This is a genomic window from Chloroflexota bacterium (assembly GCA_034717495.1).
Taxonomy (GTDB): Bacteria; Chloroflexota; Anaerolineae; order JAAEKA01; family JAAEKA01; genus JAYELL01.
Genome location: JAYELL010000071.1, coordinates 41258 through 57850, shown reverse-complemented (window position 1 = coordinate 57850; position 16593 = coordinate 41258). Strand labels below are relative to the sequence as shown.

The window sequence follows — 16593 nt, the reverse complement described above, 5'->3', positions numbered from 1 at the left end:
GTGCTCTCAATCGTCTTGCAGGGCCCGCCAGACCCTCTCTGGTGTAAAGGGCAGTTCGCGAATGCGAACGCCGGTGGCGTCGAAGATGGCGCTGCCCAACGCCGGGGCCACGCCATCCTTGGGAATCTCTGCAATCGCCTTGGCGCCATATGGACCACTGGGTTCGTAGGTCTGCACCAGAATGACGCCAAGTTCGGGCATCTCATCGGCCCGGTAAATCGGGTAGGTCCGGAAGTCGGTGGTAACGAGGCGCGCCTCGTCGTCGTATGCCATTTCCTCGTTGTGGGCGTAACCGAGCGCCTGGGCCATGCCTCCCTCCACCTGTCCCGCCGCGGTGATGGGATTGATGGCAACGCCGCAATCCACCGCCATGACCAGTTGTTTGACAACTACCTCACCGGTCTGTACATCGACCTCGATCTCGGCGAATTGAGCGGCAAAAGGCGGCGGGCTTTGATAACTCATATGGCTGGCAGTTGCCATGATCTGATGCTGGTCAGCCTGATGGGTTGCGTGCAAGGCTACCGTCTCCAGGGATACCCGTTCGCCTCCCGGCGCGCACACCTGCCGGTCCTCAAGCCACAGACGCTCCCGGTCTACCTTGGGGAAGAAGTGGATGGCCGCATGCTTGAGTATCTGCTCAGCAATCTCTTCGGCGGCTTTGAGAACGGCGCCGCCTGAAATGTACGTGGTACTGCTGGCATACGCTCCGGTGTCGAAAGGGGTGAAATCAGTATCGGAAGAATAGACGATCACATCTTCCAACGGCACGCCCAGGGTCTCTGCTGCGATCTGGCCCAGGACAGTATCCGAACCGGTGCCCAGATCAGTTGCACCCACCAGGAGGTTGATGGAACCATCGTCGTTGAGTTTGATACTGGCGGCAGCCATGTCCAGACCCGCGATGCCTGAGCCATGCATGCAGACCGCGAAACCGAGGCCGCGGCGCAGATGGGGCTTACCGGGCACCGTCCGCCATTTGGTATCATTGCGGCGCTGCCAGTCGATTGCCTGCATGCCAGATTGCACGCACTGTTCCAGGCCGGAGCTGTGCACCCATTGCTCAAAGCCCTCGCGCCCTTCGCCCATGGCACGGGCCAGCACCAGTTCGTCGCCCTCATTGACCCAGTTCTTTCGTTTGAAGTCAACCGGATCCATGTCGAGAGCAACAGCGATCTCCTCCATGTGTGTTTCCAGCGCAAAGAGGGCCTGGGGCGCACCATAACCGCGGTAGGCGCCTGGCGTTGGCCGGTTGGTGTAGACGACGTCACACTGCCAGCTTAAGGCGTCGGCCTTGTAGGTTGTCAAACCCCTGAAACCGGCAACCATCTGGACGGTCAGCCCGTGGGTACCATAGGCGCCCGTATCGCCGATCATGTAAAGTTGCATGGCGGTCAGGGTGCCATCGTTGCGGACGCCTGTTTTGTAGCGCAGAACCTGCGGGTGGCGACTGCGCGAGCTGGTGAATTCCTGTTCCCGGGTATACTCGATACGAACGGGACGCCCGCTGGCAATTGTCAACAACGAGCACAGATCCTCGATCAGCAGCTCCTGTTTAACGCCGAATCCACCGCCCAGTCGCGGTTTTATGACCCGAATCCGGCGCACCGGCAGGCCGATCAGGGGCGCCAGCATGCGACGCACGTGAAAGGGCACCTGGGTGGATGTACGAACCACCAGGCGGTCATCCTCGTCCCACCAGGTGATGCAGACATGCGGCTCGATGGCGGCCGCCTGCACCTGGTGGGTGCGGTATTCACGCTCGAAGATATGGTCGGCAGCGGCAAAACCCGCCTCCATGTCACCATAACTGGCATCCAGTTGGTGCACGATGTTCCGCTGAGCATCGTGTATTCCGATGGCATCGGGCTCGTCATGAATAACCGGCGCACCAGGCTGCATGGTAGCCACCGGATCAAGCACCGCAGGCAGGACTTCATAGTCCACCTTGATCAGCGACAGGGCTTCCTGGGCGATCTCGGGGGTCTCGGCAGCTACCACAGCCACTCGATCCCCGTAGTGGCGAACCTTGTTATCCAATACGACCTGATCGTAAGGATGGGGGTTGGGATAGCTTTGCCCACCAGAAGCGTGCATGACCCGCGGCACATTTTTGTGGGTCAACACCGCATGGACACCCGGCAGCTGCTCGGCCCGACTCGTATCGATCGTACGGATTCGGGCATGGGCATGGGGGCTGGTGAGCAAGGCTCCGTAGAGCATGCCAGGAAGCTCCAGATCGTCGCTGAAGACAGGACGGCCCTTGGCAAGCTTTACGGCATCTACCTTGACTTCAGGCTTGTTGACGACCTGGGTTTCAGGTGGAACGACAACCAGAATCTTGGGCTTGGTGCGGGTGTCTACCGCCTTGCCGTTGGGGGCGGGCGCAGGGGGATCGAGCGGCTCCTGCGGTGGCATGAAAAGATTGTCTGAAGCCTGGATGGTGGCTGGCCCCTCCACCGGCGGTACCTCCTCGCCCCGCAGCACTGCAGCAGCCCGTTGGACCGCCTCAACCGGCTTGATGTAACCAGTGCAGCGGCACAGAACGCCCGCCAGAGCCTGCCGAATCTGTCCATCCGTCGGGGTCGGTTCTTTTTCGAGCAGAGCCTTGGCGGCCAGAATCTGGGCGGGCGTACAATAGCCACACTGGATGGCGCCGGTGTCTACAAAGGCCCGCTGAAGAGGGTGCATGTCTCCCCGCTGCCCGGGCAATTCGGGTGCCAGACCTTCCAGCGTTTCAATTCGTTTGCCGTCCACCTGGGCTGCAAGCAGGGTGCAAGAGTTGACCAGCGTGCCTTCCAGGAGTATGGCGCAGGCGCCGCACTCGCCGGTCTCACAGCCATGTTTGATGCTGTAAAGTCCGGCGCGGCGCAATATCGTTAACAGGGTATCGTCGGGCAAAACTTCCAGTTCACGATTCTCGCCGTTTACGTCGATCTTGATGTGCATGGCTGGTGCTCGTTTCTTTCAGGCTTCTCGCTGCCCACGTGCCAGAAGACATCGTGCGCTTTAGTCAACTCAGAGTAACATCGAGTCCTCAGACAGGTGTCAGGCGACTACCTCGTCGACAAACATGCCGTTCTTCATGATCAAAACTTCGCTGCCGTCCACGCAGATGCCGATGACTGTCATCGTATCGGTGCCTATCATCAAATCCTGATGCGTGTCCGCCGCATTGACCCCCATCTCTTCCAGCTCTTCCTGGGTCATTTTGTTGCCGTCCTTAACCCCCTCGGGGTAGGCGCGGCCGAAAGCAATATGACAGGCGGCGTTTTCGTCGAAGAGCGTGTTGTGGAATATCAGACCACTCTGATTGATAGGTGAGCGCACATCGACGAGGGCCAGTTCGCCCAGCTGGCGTGCGCCCGGCATCTCAAACATCTGATCCAGGGCGTCCTGTCCTTTTTCAGCGTGCCACTCGACCACCTGGCCATTTTCAAAGTGGAAGTAGGCATCGAGCAGCTCCCTTTCGAAAGGAAAGCCTGGTTTGGACGTGCGAACCCAGCCCTCGGCCTTATCCTTATGGGGCGATGTAAAGATCTCCTCCGTAGGGATATTGGCGAAGAAAGGACGGCCCTCAGCATTGTCGGAGGAACCACAACTCCAATTGGGGGCATCGGTCAGGCCAACCGTCAAATCGGATGATGGTCTGCCATCGGGCCCGGGCGTCTCATCCAGGAAACGGATCGATCGGACCTGGTGGCGGTCCATGAAGGCCGCAACTGTTTTCAGGTTGGCGTCGTGGTCGGCCCAGGCCTGCATTGGATCAGGTTGGTCAGCGCGGCAGGTATACAATACCATCTGCCAAAGGCGCTGGAGCGCACTGTCGGCGTCCAGGTCGGGAAACACCTTTTGCGCCCAGGGTGCAACGGGCACGCTGGCCACACACCAGGATATCTCATTGTTCATCACCCGTTCCTGGAAGAATTTGAGCTTCTGGATGCGCCCAAGCCGATCCTGGCGCATGATGGCAGGATCGATCTCCTCAAAGGCGTCGGGGTATTCATCCCCGGTGAGGGATACCAGGGCCCAGCGGTCATCCAGTTGTTCGTGAGCGCGGGCAACCTCAAACTCCGGGAGGTAACCGAGGTAATCGTGATCGATATGCTCAAAGCGGACCTTGGCAGTGATAGGATCGGTCCACATCACGTCCACGTGGCGAGCGCCAGCATCATAGGCTGCGGCAACCAGAAGACGGACAAAATCCCGATGTCCCAGCTCGGCCCGGACGCGCAACCCCTGGCCCGGCTGAAAGTTAACCCCACCATGAATAATCAAATCGGCATAAGCTTGCTGCTGCGCGAGGAAATCAACGGTCATCGATGATCCTTTCTGAATGGAAGATATTGGCCCCTATTGTAACCTTTTCCGCAAACAGTGGCAATTTGGATCTTTTGATCCCTAGCGGAGGCGAGTTCGGGCGGCGAAGTACCGCAGCGTTTTGGCATCGGTCAGACCCAGGGTAGATCCCGGGATGGCAGAGCAAAGCGCACCTGCTGCATTGGCAATCCGGGCCATGGCATTGAGCGACCATCCCTCCTTCCAACCGTATACGACTGTCGCAGACCATGAGTCACCCGCGCCGCATGTATCCAATGTCGGGACGTCAAATGCTGGTTGAGAAAGGCGCTCTTTTTCAGTAGCCAGCGTGCATCCGGCCTCCCCTTGTTTGATTCCCACCAGGCCAACGCCATCTGCCAATGCTTGATCTAGCAGGTCGTCCAGGGCCGTTTTTTCCAGGATCGCCTGAGCCTCGGTCAGGTTGGGCAAAAAGAGGTCTACGAAAGGAAGGATAGGACGTACATCGGCGGCGATGTCACGGGGTGGATTGAGCGTAACGTCCAGGCTGACTGTCAAACCCAGCGCGCGGGCTCTACGAGCAACATCGGCGGCGGTTTTCCCGGCCAAATTGGGCAGTGCGCCGATGGCGGCCAAATGCAGGTGGTCGAATCGACTTAGACGCTCGTCGCTCAGGTCATCGGCAAAGAGGTGGTCGCAGGCGCCGGGGAAGACGTAGAAGCTGCGTTCACCCGTGCTGGAGACCAGAGCCGTGTTGATGGCTGTTGCCACGCCGGGAGTGGATTGCAGATAGCTCGTATTCACCTCTGTCTGGGTGAGCTGATCGATCAGGGATTGGCCCAGGGCATCATCCCCCACCCGGCCAAGAAGAGCGGAGCTGCCTCCCACTGGCCTGAGAAGTCGGGCAAACGCCACCGCTGCGTTGGCCGCGCAGCCTCCAATGGTCAGCCTGGCATCGTCGACGAAACGATTGCCACCGGTAGGGGGTAACTTATCGACGGGCCTGAGCACCAGGTCCCCACAGACGAAACCTGCACTGAGTATGTTTTGCATGGTTGGTGGTAGCGTTTCTCCGTTCGCTTGATCTCGTTATCGGTTGCGGGCCAGACCATCGAATTGTACCATGGGGCATGAAGGCGAACAAAAGCGCTCCGGGGTTGCGCAGCCACACTTGTCTACTTGTCTACTTATTTACTTATTTACTTATTTACTTGTTCCCTTGGTCCTTGTTTACCTGTTCGTTGTCGTTTGTTTTTGGCCGCGTATCGTGTATAATAAATGGAACGTATGTTCTGTTTCTGTTGAGCTTCGGCCATTGTCCGGCTCATTGCTACGCAAAGAATGGCTTGCCGGTAGGCGAAAGTTGCTGCGACCCATTCTCCATCGATGGGTGGTTGGCGTCGGGATTGTGGGGAATGCAGAACGGCTGGCCGAGAGAGGAGGTTGCAAAGAATGGGTTGCACGTACGGGGATATGAAGATTCGCTGGTGCGTGAAAGCGGGATCAACGCCAGCTGGCGTTGATCCCCAGCTCGATTACATTCTATGCATGTGACGATGAGCGCGTCCGGCCGTGTGGCCTATCTGGTGATTCCCCACCTGGCGGTCGCGGTTGAGCGGCGTGAGCACCCCCGACTGGCCGAACAGCCTTTGGTGATCGCCAGTGAACACTACCCAGCCCGCGTGATGGATTGTTCGCTTGAGGCTCTGGCGGAGGGGGTGCGGCCTGGCGTGTCAGTGCGTCACGCCGAGCGGTTATGCCCTGAGGCTATTTTCCTGCCGCCTCGCTTGAGCCTGTATCGACAAACTGCGGCAACGGCAACGGCGCTTCTCGACAGTCAATTGCCCGCTGTCGAGCCTGCCCAGCCAGGTGCTGCCTATCTGGATCTTAGTGGCATCGATCAAGATGTAGAGGCGAAGCGCATCTGCCGCCGACAGAGCGCGCTAATCGCCGACGAACTCCGTTTGGAAGCGACTGTTGGCGTTGCGGCTAACAAGTTTTCTGCCGAGATCGCTTCCCTCTGTCTGGGCTTGAACCGGGTGCTGGTGTTGACATCCGGTACGGAGCGCAGCTTTCTGAGCAGGTTCCCGGTGGCTTACCTGCCCATCACCGACGAGACCCGGCGCAGGCTCAATCTGTTTGGCCTGCGCCAGTTGGGCCAGTTTGCCTGCTTGCCGTCGCGGGCAGTTCTTCAGCAATTTGGATGGGAGGGCCAGCTGGCCCACCGTCTGGCTCGGGGACAGGACGACCGGCCCGTGATTCCTGGTCACAGGGAACGCAGCGAGATGGCTGCCTGGGAATTTGAACCGTCCATCGATAATCTCCAACCGCTGATTGCTGCGGCTACTCACTTAATGGGCTTGTTGAGTGATCGATTGGCGAGGGTATTTTTACGCGCCGGGCAGCTGGATCTACAGGTGACCTGTGTGGATGGGGCGTCTCTTGTTAGCGGACGCCGGCTGGCCGAACCCACGGCGGATGCAGGGCGCCTGACCCGTTTGAGCGAGACATTACTTGGCGGGTTGAGCTATCATGACCCGGTTTCCGATCTGGTGCTGACGTTGAGCAATCTGACTTCCCCATCGGTGCATCAGCTTAGCCTCTGGTCCAACTCGCAGGAAATGGAAGCGGACGCGCATCTCGCCCGGCTGGCAGTCCGTTACGGACGCCATTGCTTTCGACGAGCTGTCCTGGTGGATCCGGAGAACCGGTTGGCGGCCAAACGTTTCGTGTTGACCGAATGGCCAGGCAGCACAGGCAATGAATGATGACCCGTCTCTGGCCCGAGGGCACACCCGTCGCTGTGGCACTGAGTGCTGACCGGCCGGCTGTCTTTCGCTGGCGCTGCAGGGAGATACAGGTTCATGGCGTCGTCGACCAATGGGTCTTGCACGATCAATGGTGGGACCTGGATGCTCTCCCTGAGGCAGCGGAGGGGACGGGGCAGATCTGGCGCCACTATTTTCAGGTGGCCACGGCCGACGGTCTGCTCTGTGTGCTGTATCGTGATTTGCTACAGGATGCCTGGTACCTGGAGCGGGTGTACGATTGAGATGTATGCCGAGCTGCACTGTCATTCCTGCTATTCATTGCTGGATGGCGTCTCACGGCCTGCGGCGTTGATCGCGCGCGCTGCTGAGCTGGAGATGCCTGCCATGGCCCTCACAGATCACGATGGGCTGTACGGCGTCGTCGATTTCTGGCGAGCAGCCTCTGGCTCTGGCGTCAAGCCGATCGTTGGGGTGGAATTGACGTTGACCGGAGGCCGTCATCTAACCCTGCTGGCTGAGGACGATACAGGCTATGCAAACTTGAGCCAACTCATTACAACGGCTCGTATGCGTTGCGAAAAGGGCAAGGCGGAAGCCACCTGGGACCACCTGGCCGCACACAGCGCCGGCCTGATTGCTCTCTCAGGCTGCCGGCAAGGGGAGATTGCCAGTTTATTGCTGGCGGGGAAGATGGAGGCTGCCCATGAATCGGCTCGATGCTTGCATGAGCTATTCGGACCTGACCGTCTATTTGTGGAATTGCAGCGGCAGCTCAGACCAGGGGATGAACGCTTGAGCCGGGCGCTTATCTCAATGGCTGATGGGCTGCGCTTGCCGCTGGTGGCGACCAACAATATCCACTATGCCAGCCGGGATGGGCACTGTTTGCAGGATGTATTGGTGGCTATCCGCCATCGTGCGACTTTGGACACCAGCCATCATTTGCGGCGGGGCAACAGCGAGGCCTATCTCAAGAGTGTGGAGCAGATGAGCCAGCTCTTCGCCGATCGGCCTGATGCGCTGGTTAGTACACTGGAAATCGCCCGGCGTTGCCAGTTGACTCTTCAGCACGGGGTGCAAGACTTGCCTCGCTTTCCTGTGCCATCAGGATTGGATGCCGGGGGTTACCTGCGACAGCTTTGCCAGGCGGCAATGTCCAAAATCTACGGCTCAGAACCGGCTGAGCGGGTCCGGTGGATGTTGGATCATGAGCTTGCCGTCATTCAGCGATTGGGGTTGGTAAACTATTTTCTGATTGTGTGGGATATCATGCGCTTTTCTAGGGAGCAGGGTATTCGTTGCCAGGGCAGGGGATCCGCCTCCAACTCACTGGTTGCCTTCCTGCTTCACATCACGCCCATCGATCCTCTGGAGCACGATCTGGTTTTCGAACGATTTCTCTCGGAGGAACGGGCCACCTTACCTGATATCGACATCGATTTTCAGGCTGACCGGCGGGAGGAGGTCATTCAGTATGTCTACCAGCGTTACGGCCGGGAACACGCAAGCATGGCCTGTACGCTGGTCACCTTTCGTCAGCGTAGCGCCGTGCGGGATGTGGGCAAGGCATTGGGGTTTCCCCGGGAATTGATCGACACGCTGGCCAGTGCATCTGATCGTCGTGGTCTCGATGAAGCCTGGCGGGATCTGGCCCTTTTCGCCGACCATGTGGATAGCCAGTCCTGGCAGTTGATGTTGCAATTGTGCAGCGAGATCCATGGGTTGCCCCGCCACCTGGGCATTCACAACGGTGGGTTTGTCCTGAGCAGGAGACCGTTGCCAGAGATCATGCCATTGGAACCGGCGACAATGGAGGATCGCACCGTCTGCCAGTGGGACAAGGAGTCCCTGGAAGAAGCGGGGATGGTCAAGATCGATCTGCTGGGACTGCGCATGTTGTCGGTCCTGGAGGATGCCTGTGATATCGTGGAGGAGACGGGACAGCGTCCCGATCTGGACCGCCTCAGCTTCGACGACCCTTCCGTATACGGCATGATCTGCAGCGGCGACACCATCGGCTGTTTCCAGGTGGAGAGTCGGGCCCAGGCCCAATTGGTGCCCCGCTTTCGACCTCGATCTTTCGAGGATCTGATCGTGGAGATCAGCCTCATTCGCCCCGGTCCGATCCAGGGCAACATGGTGCAACCCTATCTGCGCAGACGTTGGGGTGAGGAACCGGTCACTACCCTGCATTCTCTGCTGGAGCCTGCGCTGAGCGAGACGTTGGGGGTGATCGTGTTCCAGGAACAGGTGCTGAAGATCGCGCGCAACTTTGCCGGTTTCAGCGGCGGACAGGGGGAGTTATTGCGCAGGGCGTTGGGCCACAAAAATGGTGTGGACCGGGTGGAGCGCTTGCGAAAGGTGTTTCTGGAAGGGGCGGAAGGCAAGGGGGTGCCTATAGACGTGGCCGAGGCTGTTTTCGAACAGCTCAAGGCTTTTGGCGGCTACGCCTTTGCCAAGAGTCATGCGGCTTCTTTTGCCGTAATCGTCTACCAGAGCGCCTGGTTGAAATGTTATCACCCCGGAGCGTTCTACGCCGCCCTGTTGAACAATCAGCCGATGGGCTTCTGGAGTCCCGCTGTCCTGATCAACGACGCCAAACGCCGCGGCATTTCCATATTGCCGGCGGATATCAACGGCAGTGGGGTGGCGTACCAACTGACGGACGGGGCTATCCGCATTGGGCTGGCTTCGATCAAGGGGGTGGGGGAACAGGGCGGCGAGCGCATCCTGTTGGCGCGTCGGGATGGACCCTTTTCGTCGCTGGCTGACTTCTGCCGCCGTACCCGCTTGCCGCGTCTCCTGGTGGAACGGCTTATTTTGGCAGGCGCCATTGATAGCTGCCACACAACAACCCGACGCCGCGGGTTGTTGTGGCAGTTGGGCCTGTTGGATTACGAGCGGGATACATTGTTGCTGGACGAAAAGCCCGATCCGGCACCTGCCGAGCTGCCTCCCCTTCGCCCCCTGGAGGCCCTGGCAGAACAATTGAAGGTGTTGGGAGTCTCAGCCGACGAGCACCTGATGGCCCATCACCGAGCCAGGCTGCGGGAGCAGGGGGTGTTTAGCAGCCGGGATTTGCACGATTGCCGCGATGGTCAGTGGGTATGGATTGCGGGGCAGGTGACCGTGCTTCAGGCCCCACCGACGGCCAAGGGCTTTTGGTTCCTGACTCTGGAGGACGAGTTTGGCATGATCGACGTCATCATTCGACCTGCAGTGGCCATCAAGTACCGGCGCGTCTGGCGGAACTTGCCCCTGTTGGCCGTGCGGGGTTGGGTCCAACGGCAGCGGGGCGCGGTCAATGTGTTGGCTCAGCGCCCATGGCGATTGGCAGGTGCCAGCACAAACAGCCAAACTTAACGATCAAGCTCCCGCGGGAACTAATTCCACTGAAAGGGTATAGACGCCCGCGGCATCGAGCTGCTCAAAGTTGTCCACTCGAGTGATGGCAAGGGCCAATCCGGTGGTCTCTTCAGCCGGTGACAGGACGATATGCCGGCGAACTCCATCTTTGATTGCTGACTGTACGGCACGTGCTGTGGCGAAATCTCTGGTATCGCCGCTCGTATTGATGATCTCCAGGACCTGAAGGTCAAATACCGCAGCGCCTGTCTGTTCCCCCGATAGCTCAATCGCCAGGGAGTGTTCAGTTATTCCCGGCACCAGGTTGATCTCGACAAAATCCATGCCGAAGCTGTTCGGAATCCCGGCGGGAATGGGCTGGCTCTCCCGGCCAAAAACCAATGGTTCTCCCGTGAAAACCAACTTGCTGGTCGATGGCTGCTTGTAAAGATGGTTTGGGTCGTAAAGTTCGCACCCATCCGATCGGCCCGGCTGTTGGCATCGTCCACGGTCCAGTCGTAACGTGTAGAGGGCGATAGAGAACTGGCGCTGGCTATCCTCGAAGGTGCTGAAGGGGCAGGATGGGGTGCGCTCCAGCGCCCGATCCATGACGCTCTTCATCTGTGTGACCAGTTCAGCCGATGTGGCGATATCTATCGTGCCGCCGTCGAACAGAGCTGCCAGTGCATTCTTGATGATCGCCATGCCTGCGCCGGGATCTTCCCTGCCATTGGCCATACCTCCACATTTTTCGTAGAGGAAGCGCCAGAAAAGCGCGGCCTGATAGGGATTGAGTTCTTCGTAGCTGGTGTTCAATCTGCTGTCCGACGAACCGATTCCACCCAGGAAAGCATTGGCGCGGGCGGCATAGGCCCGATAGCCAAATGACCGGCTGAATTCAATCTCTGGCTGGGCCACCGAGGTTACCATCACGGCCGTTCCCTCGATAAAAAAATCCCAGGCATCCTCAAGACCATTGATGTCACCGTTGCCGCCCAGAGCCTGGTGGAGGCTGCGCTGCAAGCTGTGGAACAGTTCATGATGAAACGCAGCCACGATTCCGTCGGTCAGTGTGTCGTAGGATGTGTTCGACCCTCCCGTGACGCGTATGGAAATGGTTGAGTTGGCCCGGGCCGGAGCCACGCCATGGAACCAGGTCTCGCCATCGGAAAGGGCTACGCTCAGATTTTCACGGTCAGGCCCGGAACGCCAGCTGGTCCAGGCTTCGTGCCAGGTGAAGCCCCAATCGTTGCTCTGCAGGCGGACGGCCTCGATCATGGCAGGGACGAGTTCAGTTGCCACGTACCTGGGGACATCCTGCCGAAGCAGCCGGCCAGCCGGCTGCCAATTGTCCTTTTGAAATGGGAACATGTCACAGAAGTTGATAATCAGCGCGTCAGGTGCCGCGCCGGGCGTTTCCTCCCGGACCTTTGGAAGCTGGGCGACCCACTGATTCTCCAGCAAGAATGCGTGGTCGATTTCGATGATCTCAGAAGGTTCGGCCGCCTGGTGATCGAAAAACGAGATTCTCAGTCCATAATAGTCCGTTGGCGTTGTGATCGATAACGATTCCGATGGCGTCGTCGCGTCGAAGCGGTGGACAAAGGTAACAACCTCATCAGAATTGGCGATCTCCCGCGATTCCTGCCACACGACGATTGGGCGATGCGTATCATTTTTGGCGTCAGGGTCCGCGTGTTCAGTCTCCAGCTCCAGCACGATGGTTGCCGTTAAGGGCGACGCCGAAAGATCCTGCACAGTTACCAACAGAGTTCGTTCCGCCGGGGCGCTTAGCTGATCGTTACGATAAAGAACCAGGTAGGGCAGTACGAGTTTTTTTGGGGAGTTGCCCTTGATTGGCTTGCCGTTGTTGACCCTGAAATCGATTGTGGCCCCCGACCTGGCTGCAATGGCGATGCCGGAATCGGACTGGATAATCTCCGGTGGCAGGGGTGCCTCTTCGGGTCCGGAAGCTGATGTTTCCCGCGGACCAATCGGTTGCAAAAGCAGCATGGCAACCAGCAGGGTAACGGTAACCCGATAAACACAACTGGTCGCAAGACAGTTTGATAAGTTTCCTGGAGTTTCGCGCAACTCTCTGAAGTTGTAAAAAGACATGATGGTTTTTTCTTCTGCATGGGAACTGGGGTTTTTGATTCGTTTTGGTGAGTTTCTCCTGGAAGCTGTTCGGCGGAGCCGACAGCGGATGGGTTCTTTTTTCTGTCGGCCTTTCTGGCCAATCAGCTTTCCAGGAGAAAGGTTATTTCGGCGGGTATCTTATTGGGTAAAGGGAATGCCGAACTCGTCGACACCGGGATCGTGGGATGCATCGCCGGCGCTCTGAGAGTTGGGAATTCCGAATTCATCGACCTCTGGGTCAAGCGGGGCTGCGTCGCTATCGGCCCCGGTCGCGGGATCGTAGCTGTCGTCGTCACTCAAGTTGCCGGCAACCGGGCGGTCAAGCCAGCGCAGGTTCTCGTCCCATGCCAGTTCGTACATGGCGATCAAGCCTGGGTCGGTTGTTGCCGGCGGTACCAATGAGTAGTGAGGTTTGGATCGCAGCGCTATGCCGCCACTGGATACAGGATCGTAGCCCTGGTCGCCGTCCACAGGACGGTCAAGCCATCTCAGATCTTCAGCGGATGCCAGCTCCTGCACTGCATCCGACGTGACATCATCGTAGGTTCGGTGCTGGCTGGTCGATTGGGTGGCAGGGTCGTAGCTGTCATCGCCGCTGAAGTTGTTGACCGATGCAACCAGTCCCAGTTCCGGGGGGGTGGCTGCGGGATCGTAGAGGTCGTCGCCGCTGTAGTTTCCGCTGTCAAGAGCAAGTACCGCTGCTGGCGCCAGGGCCATCAGCAACGCAACGACCGTGAGCAAAAAACGTGCCTGTTTCATGGTTGTTTCTCCTTAAAGGTGTTTCAAATCGTCCCGATTTCGTCTCGCATTGAGCCTGGGATTTCGACCCGCCGTTGGCTGGCTCGACTGCACCCACAGCCTATCGGATTTCCGTTAGAGGACCGTTTGGGGAAACGTTTGCAAGAGCGTTTGATGGATCCCTGTTTCGATTCCCCCTTTCTCTGCTCTGATTGACTCCCCCGGGTGATAGGTGTAAACTAGCAACAGCGACACAGAGCTAATCTCAGTGCCTCAACTCTCTTCCAGGCCACCGACCTCAAAACCCGCCAGAGTATCCGTGCAGGAGGTGCTCATGAACTCGACGTCTCAGGTTTTGCAAGAAGATGCGCTCAGGGGAAGGGTCTGTCTGATAACGGGAGCATCTCGCGCATTGGGGGCGGCCATCGCGCGCCGGATGGCCACCTATGGTGCTGATGTAATCGTCAACTACCACCGGTCCCACGAGGCGGCCAGCACCTTGTGCGCTGAATTGGAGGCGATGGGGGTGCGGGCTCTGCCGATTCAGGCAGATGTCACGTGCCCGGAAGAGGCAAAACACCTGGTGGTTGAAACCCGACAGCAGATGGGCCGCGCCGACATCCTCGTCAACAACGTCGGCCCTTATGCGGATAGGCCCTTTCTCGAACTGTCGTTGAATGATTTTGACCGAGTTTTGGCGGGCAATGTCCGGGCAACGTTCATGCTGTCCCGACTGGTTGGCTGCAGTATGAAGGAACAGGGGGGCGGTCAGATCATCAATATCGCAGCTACCGACCTTTACCATCGTAGCCATTCCGTCTATGGCCTTGCCAAGGCGGGAATTCAATACCTGACAGAAGCCATGGCTCTGGAACTCGCACCGGAGGTCCAGGTCTTTGCGCTGGCGCCCGATCTGATCGGCGACAACGAGGATATGTCATCAGATGAACTTGTACAACGGTCGATAGCCGCCACACCTATGAACCGGTTGGTGACGCGCTCCGAGATTGCTGAGATGGTGTGTCTGCTTTGTGCCCCTGCCTTCGCCATGGCTACCGGCCATACTTTCGTGCTGGATGGGGGACGCAGTATCCCTCGCATTGCCGCAGGAGACTCAGGAGGTGTGTAAGAGAAACCACACGACGACTTCATTCTGATCGACGACACGGGACGGAAAGACCTCGGTTGTCAAAACAAGATCCAATAACACGAAAGGAACAAGATTATGCCAGTTGAACACAAACGCTTGGGAAAGCACGGGGTTCTGGTCAGCAATCTCTGCCTGGGAACCATGAACTTCGGTTGGCACAGCACAGAAGAAGAGAGCTTTGCCATCATGGACCGGGCGCTCGAGCTGGGTATCAATTTTTTCGATACAGCCGACGTCTACGGATGGGCTGTGGAACATGGTTCAACCGAGGAGATCATTGGTCGATGGTTTGCGCAGGGTGGGGGCAGGCGCGATGCGGTGGTCCTTGCCACCAAGGTTTACAATCCTGTGACCCGCAAGGCCAATCTGTCAGAACCAAACGCGGACGGCCAGAGTCTCTCCGCCATGAAGATCAAAAAACACTGCGAGGGAAGCCTCGGACGTCTGCAGACCGACTGGATTGATCTGTACCAGATGCACCATATCGACCTCGATTGCCCCTGGGATGAGACCTGGCAGGCCTTTGATGCGCTGGTCAAGCAGGGCAAGGTGGTCTATGTGGGTTCCAGTAATTTCGCCGGCTGGGACATCGCCACTGCCTGCCAGGAGGCATCGAAGCGGGGCATGATGGGCCTGGTCAGCGAGCAGAGCATCTATCACCTGGACAACCGGATGATCGAATTGGAGGTCATACCGGCATGCAGGCACTACGGTCTGGGACTGATCCCCTGGAGTCCCCTGGCCGGCGGGCTGTTGGGCGGTGCTCTTGAAAAGCTGGAGACTGGCCGGCGCACCGGTGAGGAGTTTGAGAAGAGGGTTGAGGAGAATCGGGAGAAGCTTGAACGCTACGAGGGACTCTGTCGGGAAATGGGTGAGCCTCCGGCGGCGGTTGCCCTGGCATGGCTGCTGCACAATCCAGTGGTTACCGCTCCGATCATCGGTCCGCGGACCATCGAACAGCTCGAAAGTGCGGTACACGCTACTGAAATCACCCTGGATGAGGATGTGCTGAAACAGCTGGATGAGATTTTCCCGGGCCCTGGCGGCGAAGCGCCTATGGCCTACGCCTGGTAAATTCTCCGCCGGAGATAAAAAGAGCCCGCAAGCCTGGTCGGCCTGCGGGCTTATTCATTCGCTTTCGAGAGGACGACTCTTGTGTGCAGGTTCGCATCTGAGGATGGGAACTCCGCGTCAGAAAAAGGGATCCATTCGCCATTCCTTCACCTGGATTCGGAATGACTTATGTCCTCGCAGACGATTCCTCGTGGAGACACGTGATATGATGCTGGCGAAATCTGGGATCGCTGTACGAAAGTCGGAGCCTGATGCGCAGAGAGGGCCTGCGGGGGACTAAGCTGAGGGGTGATAGAAAGCATTCAGCACGCCGTGGCTCGTTGGCCACGACGTGCTGAACAGGAGTGGCAAACTACTAGACTTCCGTGCTCGGCGGCGGCTCCTCCGGTTCGATCAGCGGTTTCTCGGGTTGAACTGTGACCTTTTCCGGCTCCGGCTCAGATTCGGCATTCCGCTCCACGAAAAGCGCATAGGCACCCATGCCCAGGCCGATGACAACCAGGATGATCCCGGCCCACTGGGCCATGTCGGCCTCCTGAGTCCGGAAGACAAACACCAGGACACCCAGCAGGAGCAGCAGGCCATTGACGATCACCGCCATCCAGCTGAGTCGTTTGCTGCCGCGGTCAAAGAATTGTTCGTACAGGCCCACGGCACCGAAGAGAATCAGCACGATGGCCAGGATGGTGTAGCCCGACGTAAGACCTATCCAACCCATAAAATACAGGAGCAGCAGAACGCCGCCACCGATCAGGCCGATCAAGCCACGAACCATGTCGGTTTTGGTGCCGGACCTACCGCTGTGCCAGAGGCCACTGATGGTTTGCACAAGGCCGGCAACGGTCAGGAAGAGGGCCAGGGCCAGTCCGAGATTTGTGCTGGCGCCGATTGGAGAGATCAGTATGTACAGTCCGAGGACCAGGGCTACGATGGCCTCGATCAGGTGCAGCCACCAGGATCTGTTGTCGGTCATGATTTTGCCTCCAATATGACGATGAGAGAATATGGTTGATGACGGTGCATTCGCACCAAAACGGAAAAGCAGGATTTCCCAGCGCCCCATCTCGCCATTTCCAA

Annotated in this window: 11 protein-coding genes; 5 read left to right on the top strand and 6 right to left on the bottom strand. The window is 58.4% G+C overall.

What is annotated here, in order from left to right; genetic code table 11:
* Nucleotides 1-6 precede the first annotated feature (6 nt).
* The 3 genes from U9R25_13660 to U9R25_13650 form a co-directional block, all read right to left on the bottom strand.
* The gene (locus U9R25_13660) at nucleotides 7-2949 is read right to left on the bottom strand and encodes a molybdopterin cofactor-binding domain-containing protein (protein ID MEA3336953.1); all 2943 of its coding nucleotides are present in this window, start codon (nucleotides 2947-2949) and stop codon (nucleotides 7-9) included.
* Nucleotides 2950-3048: 99 nt separating this feature from the next.
* Nucleotides 3049-4320 carry an aminopeptidase gene (locus U9R25_13655; protein MEA3336952.1) on the bottom strand — a complete coding sequence of 424 codons (1272 nt, stop codon included), beginning with the start codon at nucleotides 4318-4320 and terminating at the stop codon, nucleotides 3049-3051.
* Nucleotides 4321-4401: 81 nt separating this feature from the next.
* Nucleotides 4402-5352 (bottom strand): carbohydrate kinase family protein, encoded by a 951-nt coding sequence (locus tag U9R25_13650; GenBank protein MEA3336951.1) that lies wholly within the window; start codon nucleotides 5350-5352, stop codon nucleotides 4402-4404.
* Between the two features lie 503 nt (nucleotides 5353-5855).
* Between U9R25_13650 and U9R25_13645 the strand changes: the two genes are divergently transcribed.
* From U9R25_13645 to U9R25_13635, 3 genes are read left to right on the top strand one after another with little or no spacing between them, the layout of a single operon-like run.
* The gene (locus tag U9R25_13645) at nucleotides 5856-7067 is read left to right on the top strand and encodes a hypothetical protein (protein ID MEA3336950.1); all 1212 of its coding nucleotides are present in this window, start codon (nucleotides 5856-5858) and stop codon (nucleotides 7065-7067) included.
* Nucleotides 7064-7351: a DUF6504 family protein gene (locus U9R25_13640; GenBank protein ID MEA3336949.1), complete on the top strand. Its 288-nt coding sequence runs from the start codon at nucleotides 7064-7066 to the stop codon at nucleotides 7349-7351. Before U9R25_13645 ends, U9R25_13640 begins: the two co-directional genes overlap by 4 nt.
* Nucleotides 7320-10433: an error-prone DNA polymerase gene (locus U9R25_13635; protein ID MEA3336948.1), complete on the top strand. Its 3114-nt coding sequence runs from the start codon at nucleotides 7320-7322 to the stop codon at nucleotides 10431-10433. The genes U9R25_13640 and U9R25_13635 overlap by 32 nt, the downstream gene beginning before the upstream one ends.
* 3 nt (nucleotides 10434-10436) lie before the next feature.
* On the opposite strand, the gene U9R25_13630 is transcribed toward U9R25_13635, so the two are convergent.
* The gene (locus U9R25_13630; protein ID MEA3336947.1) at nucleotides 10437-12533 is read right to left on the bottom strand and encodes a hypothetical protein; all 2097 of its coding nucleotides are present in this window, start codon (nucleotides 12531-12533) and stop codon (nucleotides 10437-10439) included.
* Between the two features lie 159 nt (nucleotides 12534-12692).
* Nucleotides 12693-13313, bottom strand: a complete 621-nt coding sequence (locus U9R25_13625; protein ID MEA3336946.1) for a hypothetical protein — start codon at nucleotides 13311-13313, stop codon at nucleotides 12693-12695.
* A gap of 313 nt (nucleotides 13314-13626) precedes the next feature.
* On the opposite strand from U9R25_13625, the gene U9R25_13620 reads away from it, so the two are divergent.
* Nucleotides 13627-14421, top strand: coding sequence for an SDR family oxidoreductase (locus U9R25_13620; GenBank protein ID MEA3336945.1), 795 nt, complete (start codon nucleotides 13627-13629; stop codon nucleotides 14419-14421).
* Nucleotides 14422-14517: 96 nt separating this feature from the next.
* Nucleotides 14518-15516 (top strand): aldo/keto reductase, encoded by a 999-nt coding sequence (locus U9R25_13615; protein MEA3336944.1) that lies wholly within the window; start codon nucleotides 14518-14520, stop codon nucleotides 15514-15516.
* Nucleotides 15517-15871: 355 nt separating this feature from the next.
* On the opposite strand, the gene U9R25_13610 is transcribed toward U9R25_13615, so the two are convergent.
* Nucleotides 15872-16489 (bottom strand): DUF308 domain-containing protein, encoded by a 618-nt coding sequence (locus U9R25_13610; GenBank protein MEA3336943.1) that lies wholly within the window; start codon nucleotides 16487-16489, stop codon nucleotides 15872-15874.
* Between the last annotated feature and the right edge of the window lie 104 nt (nucleotides 16490-16593).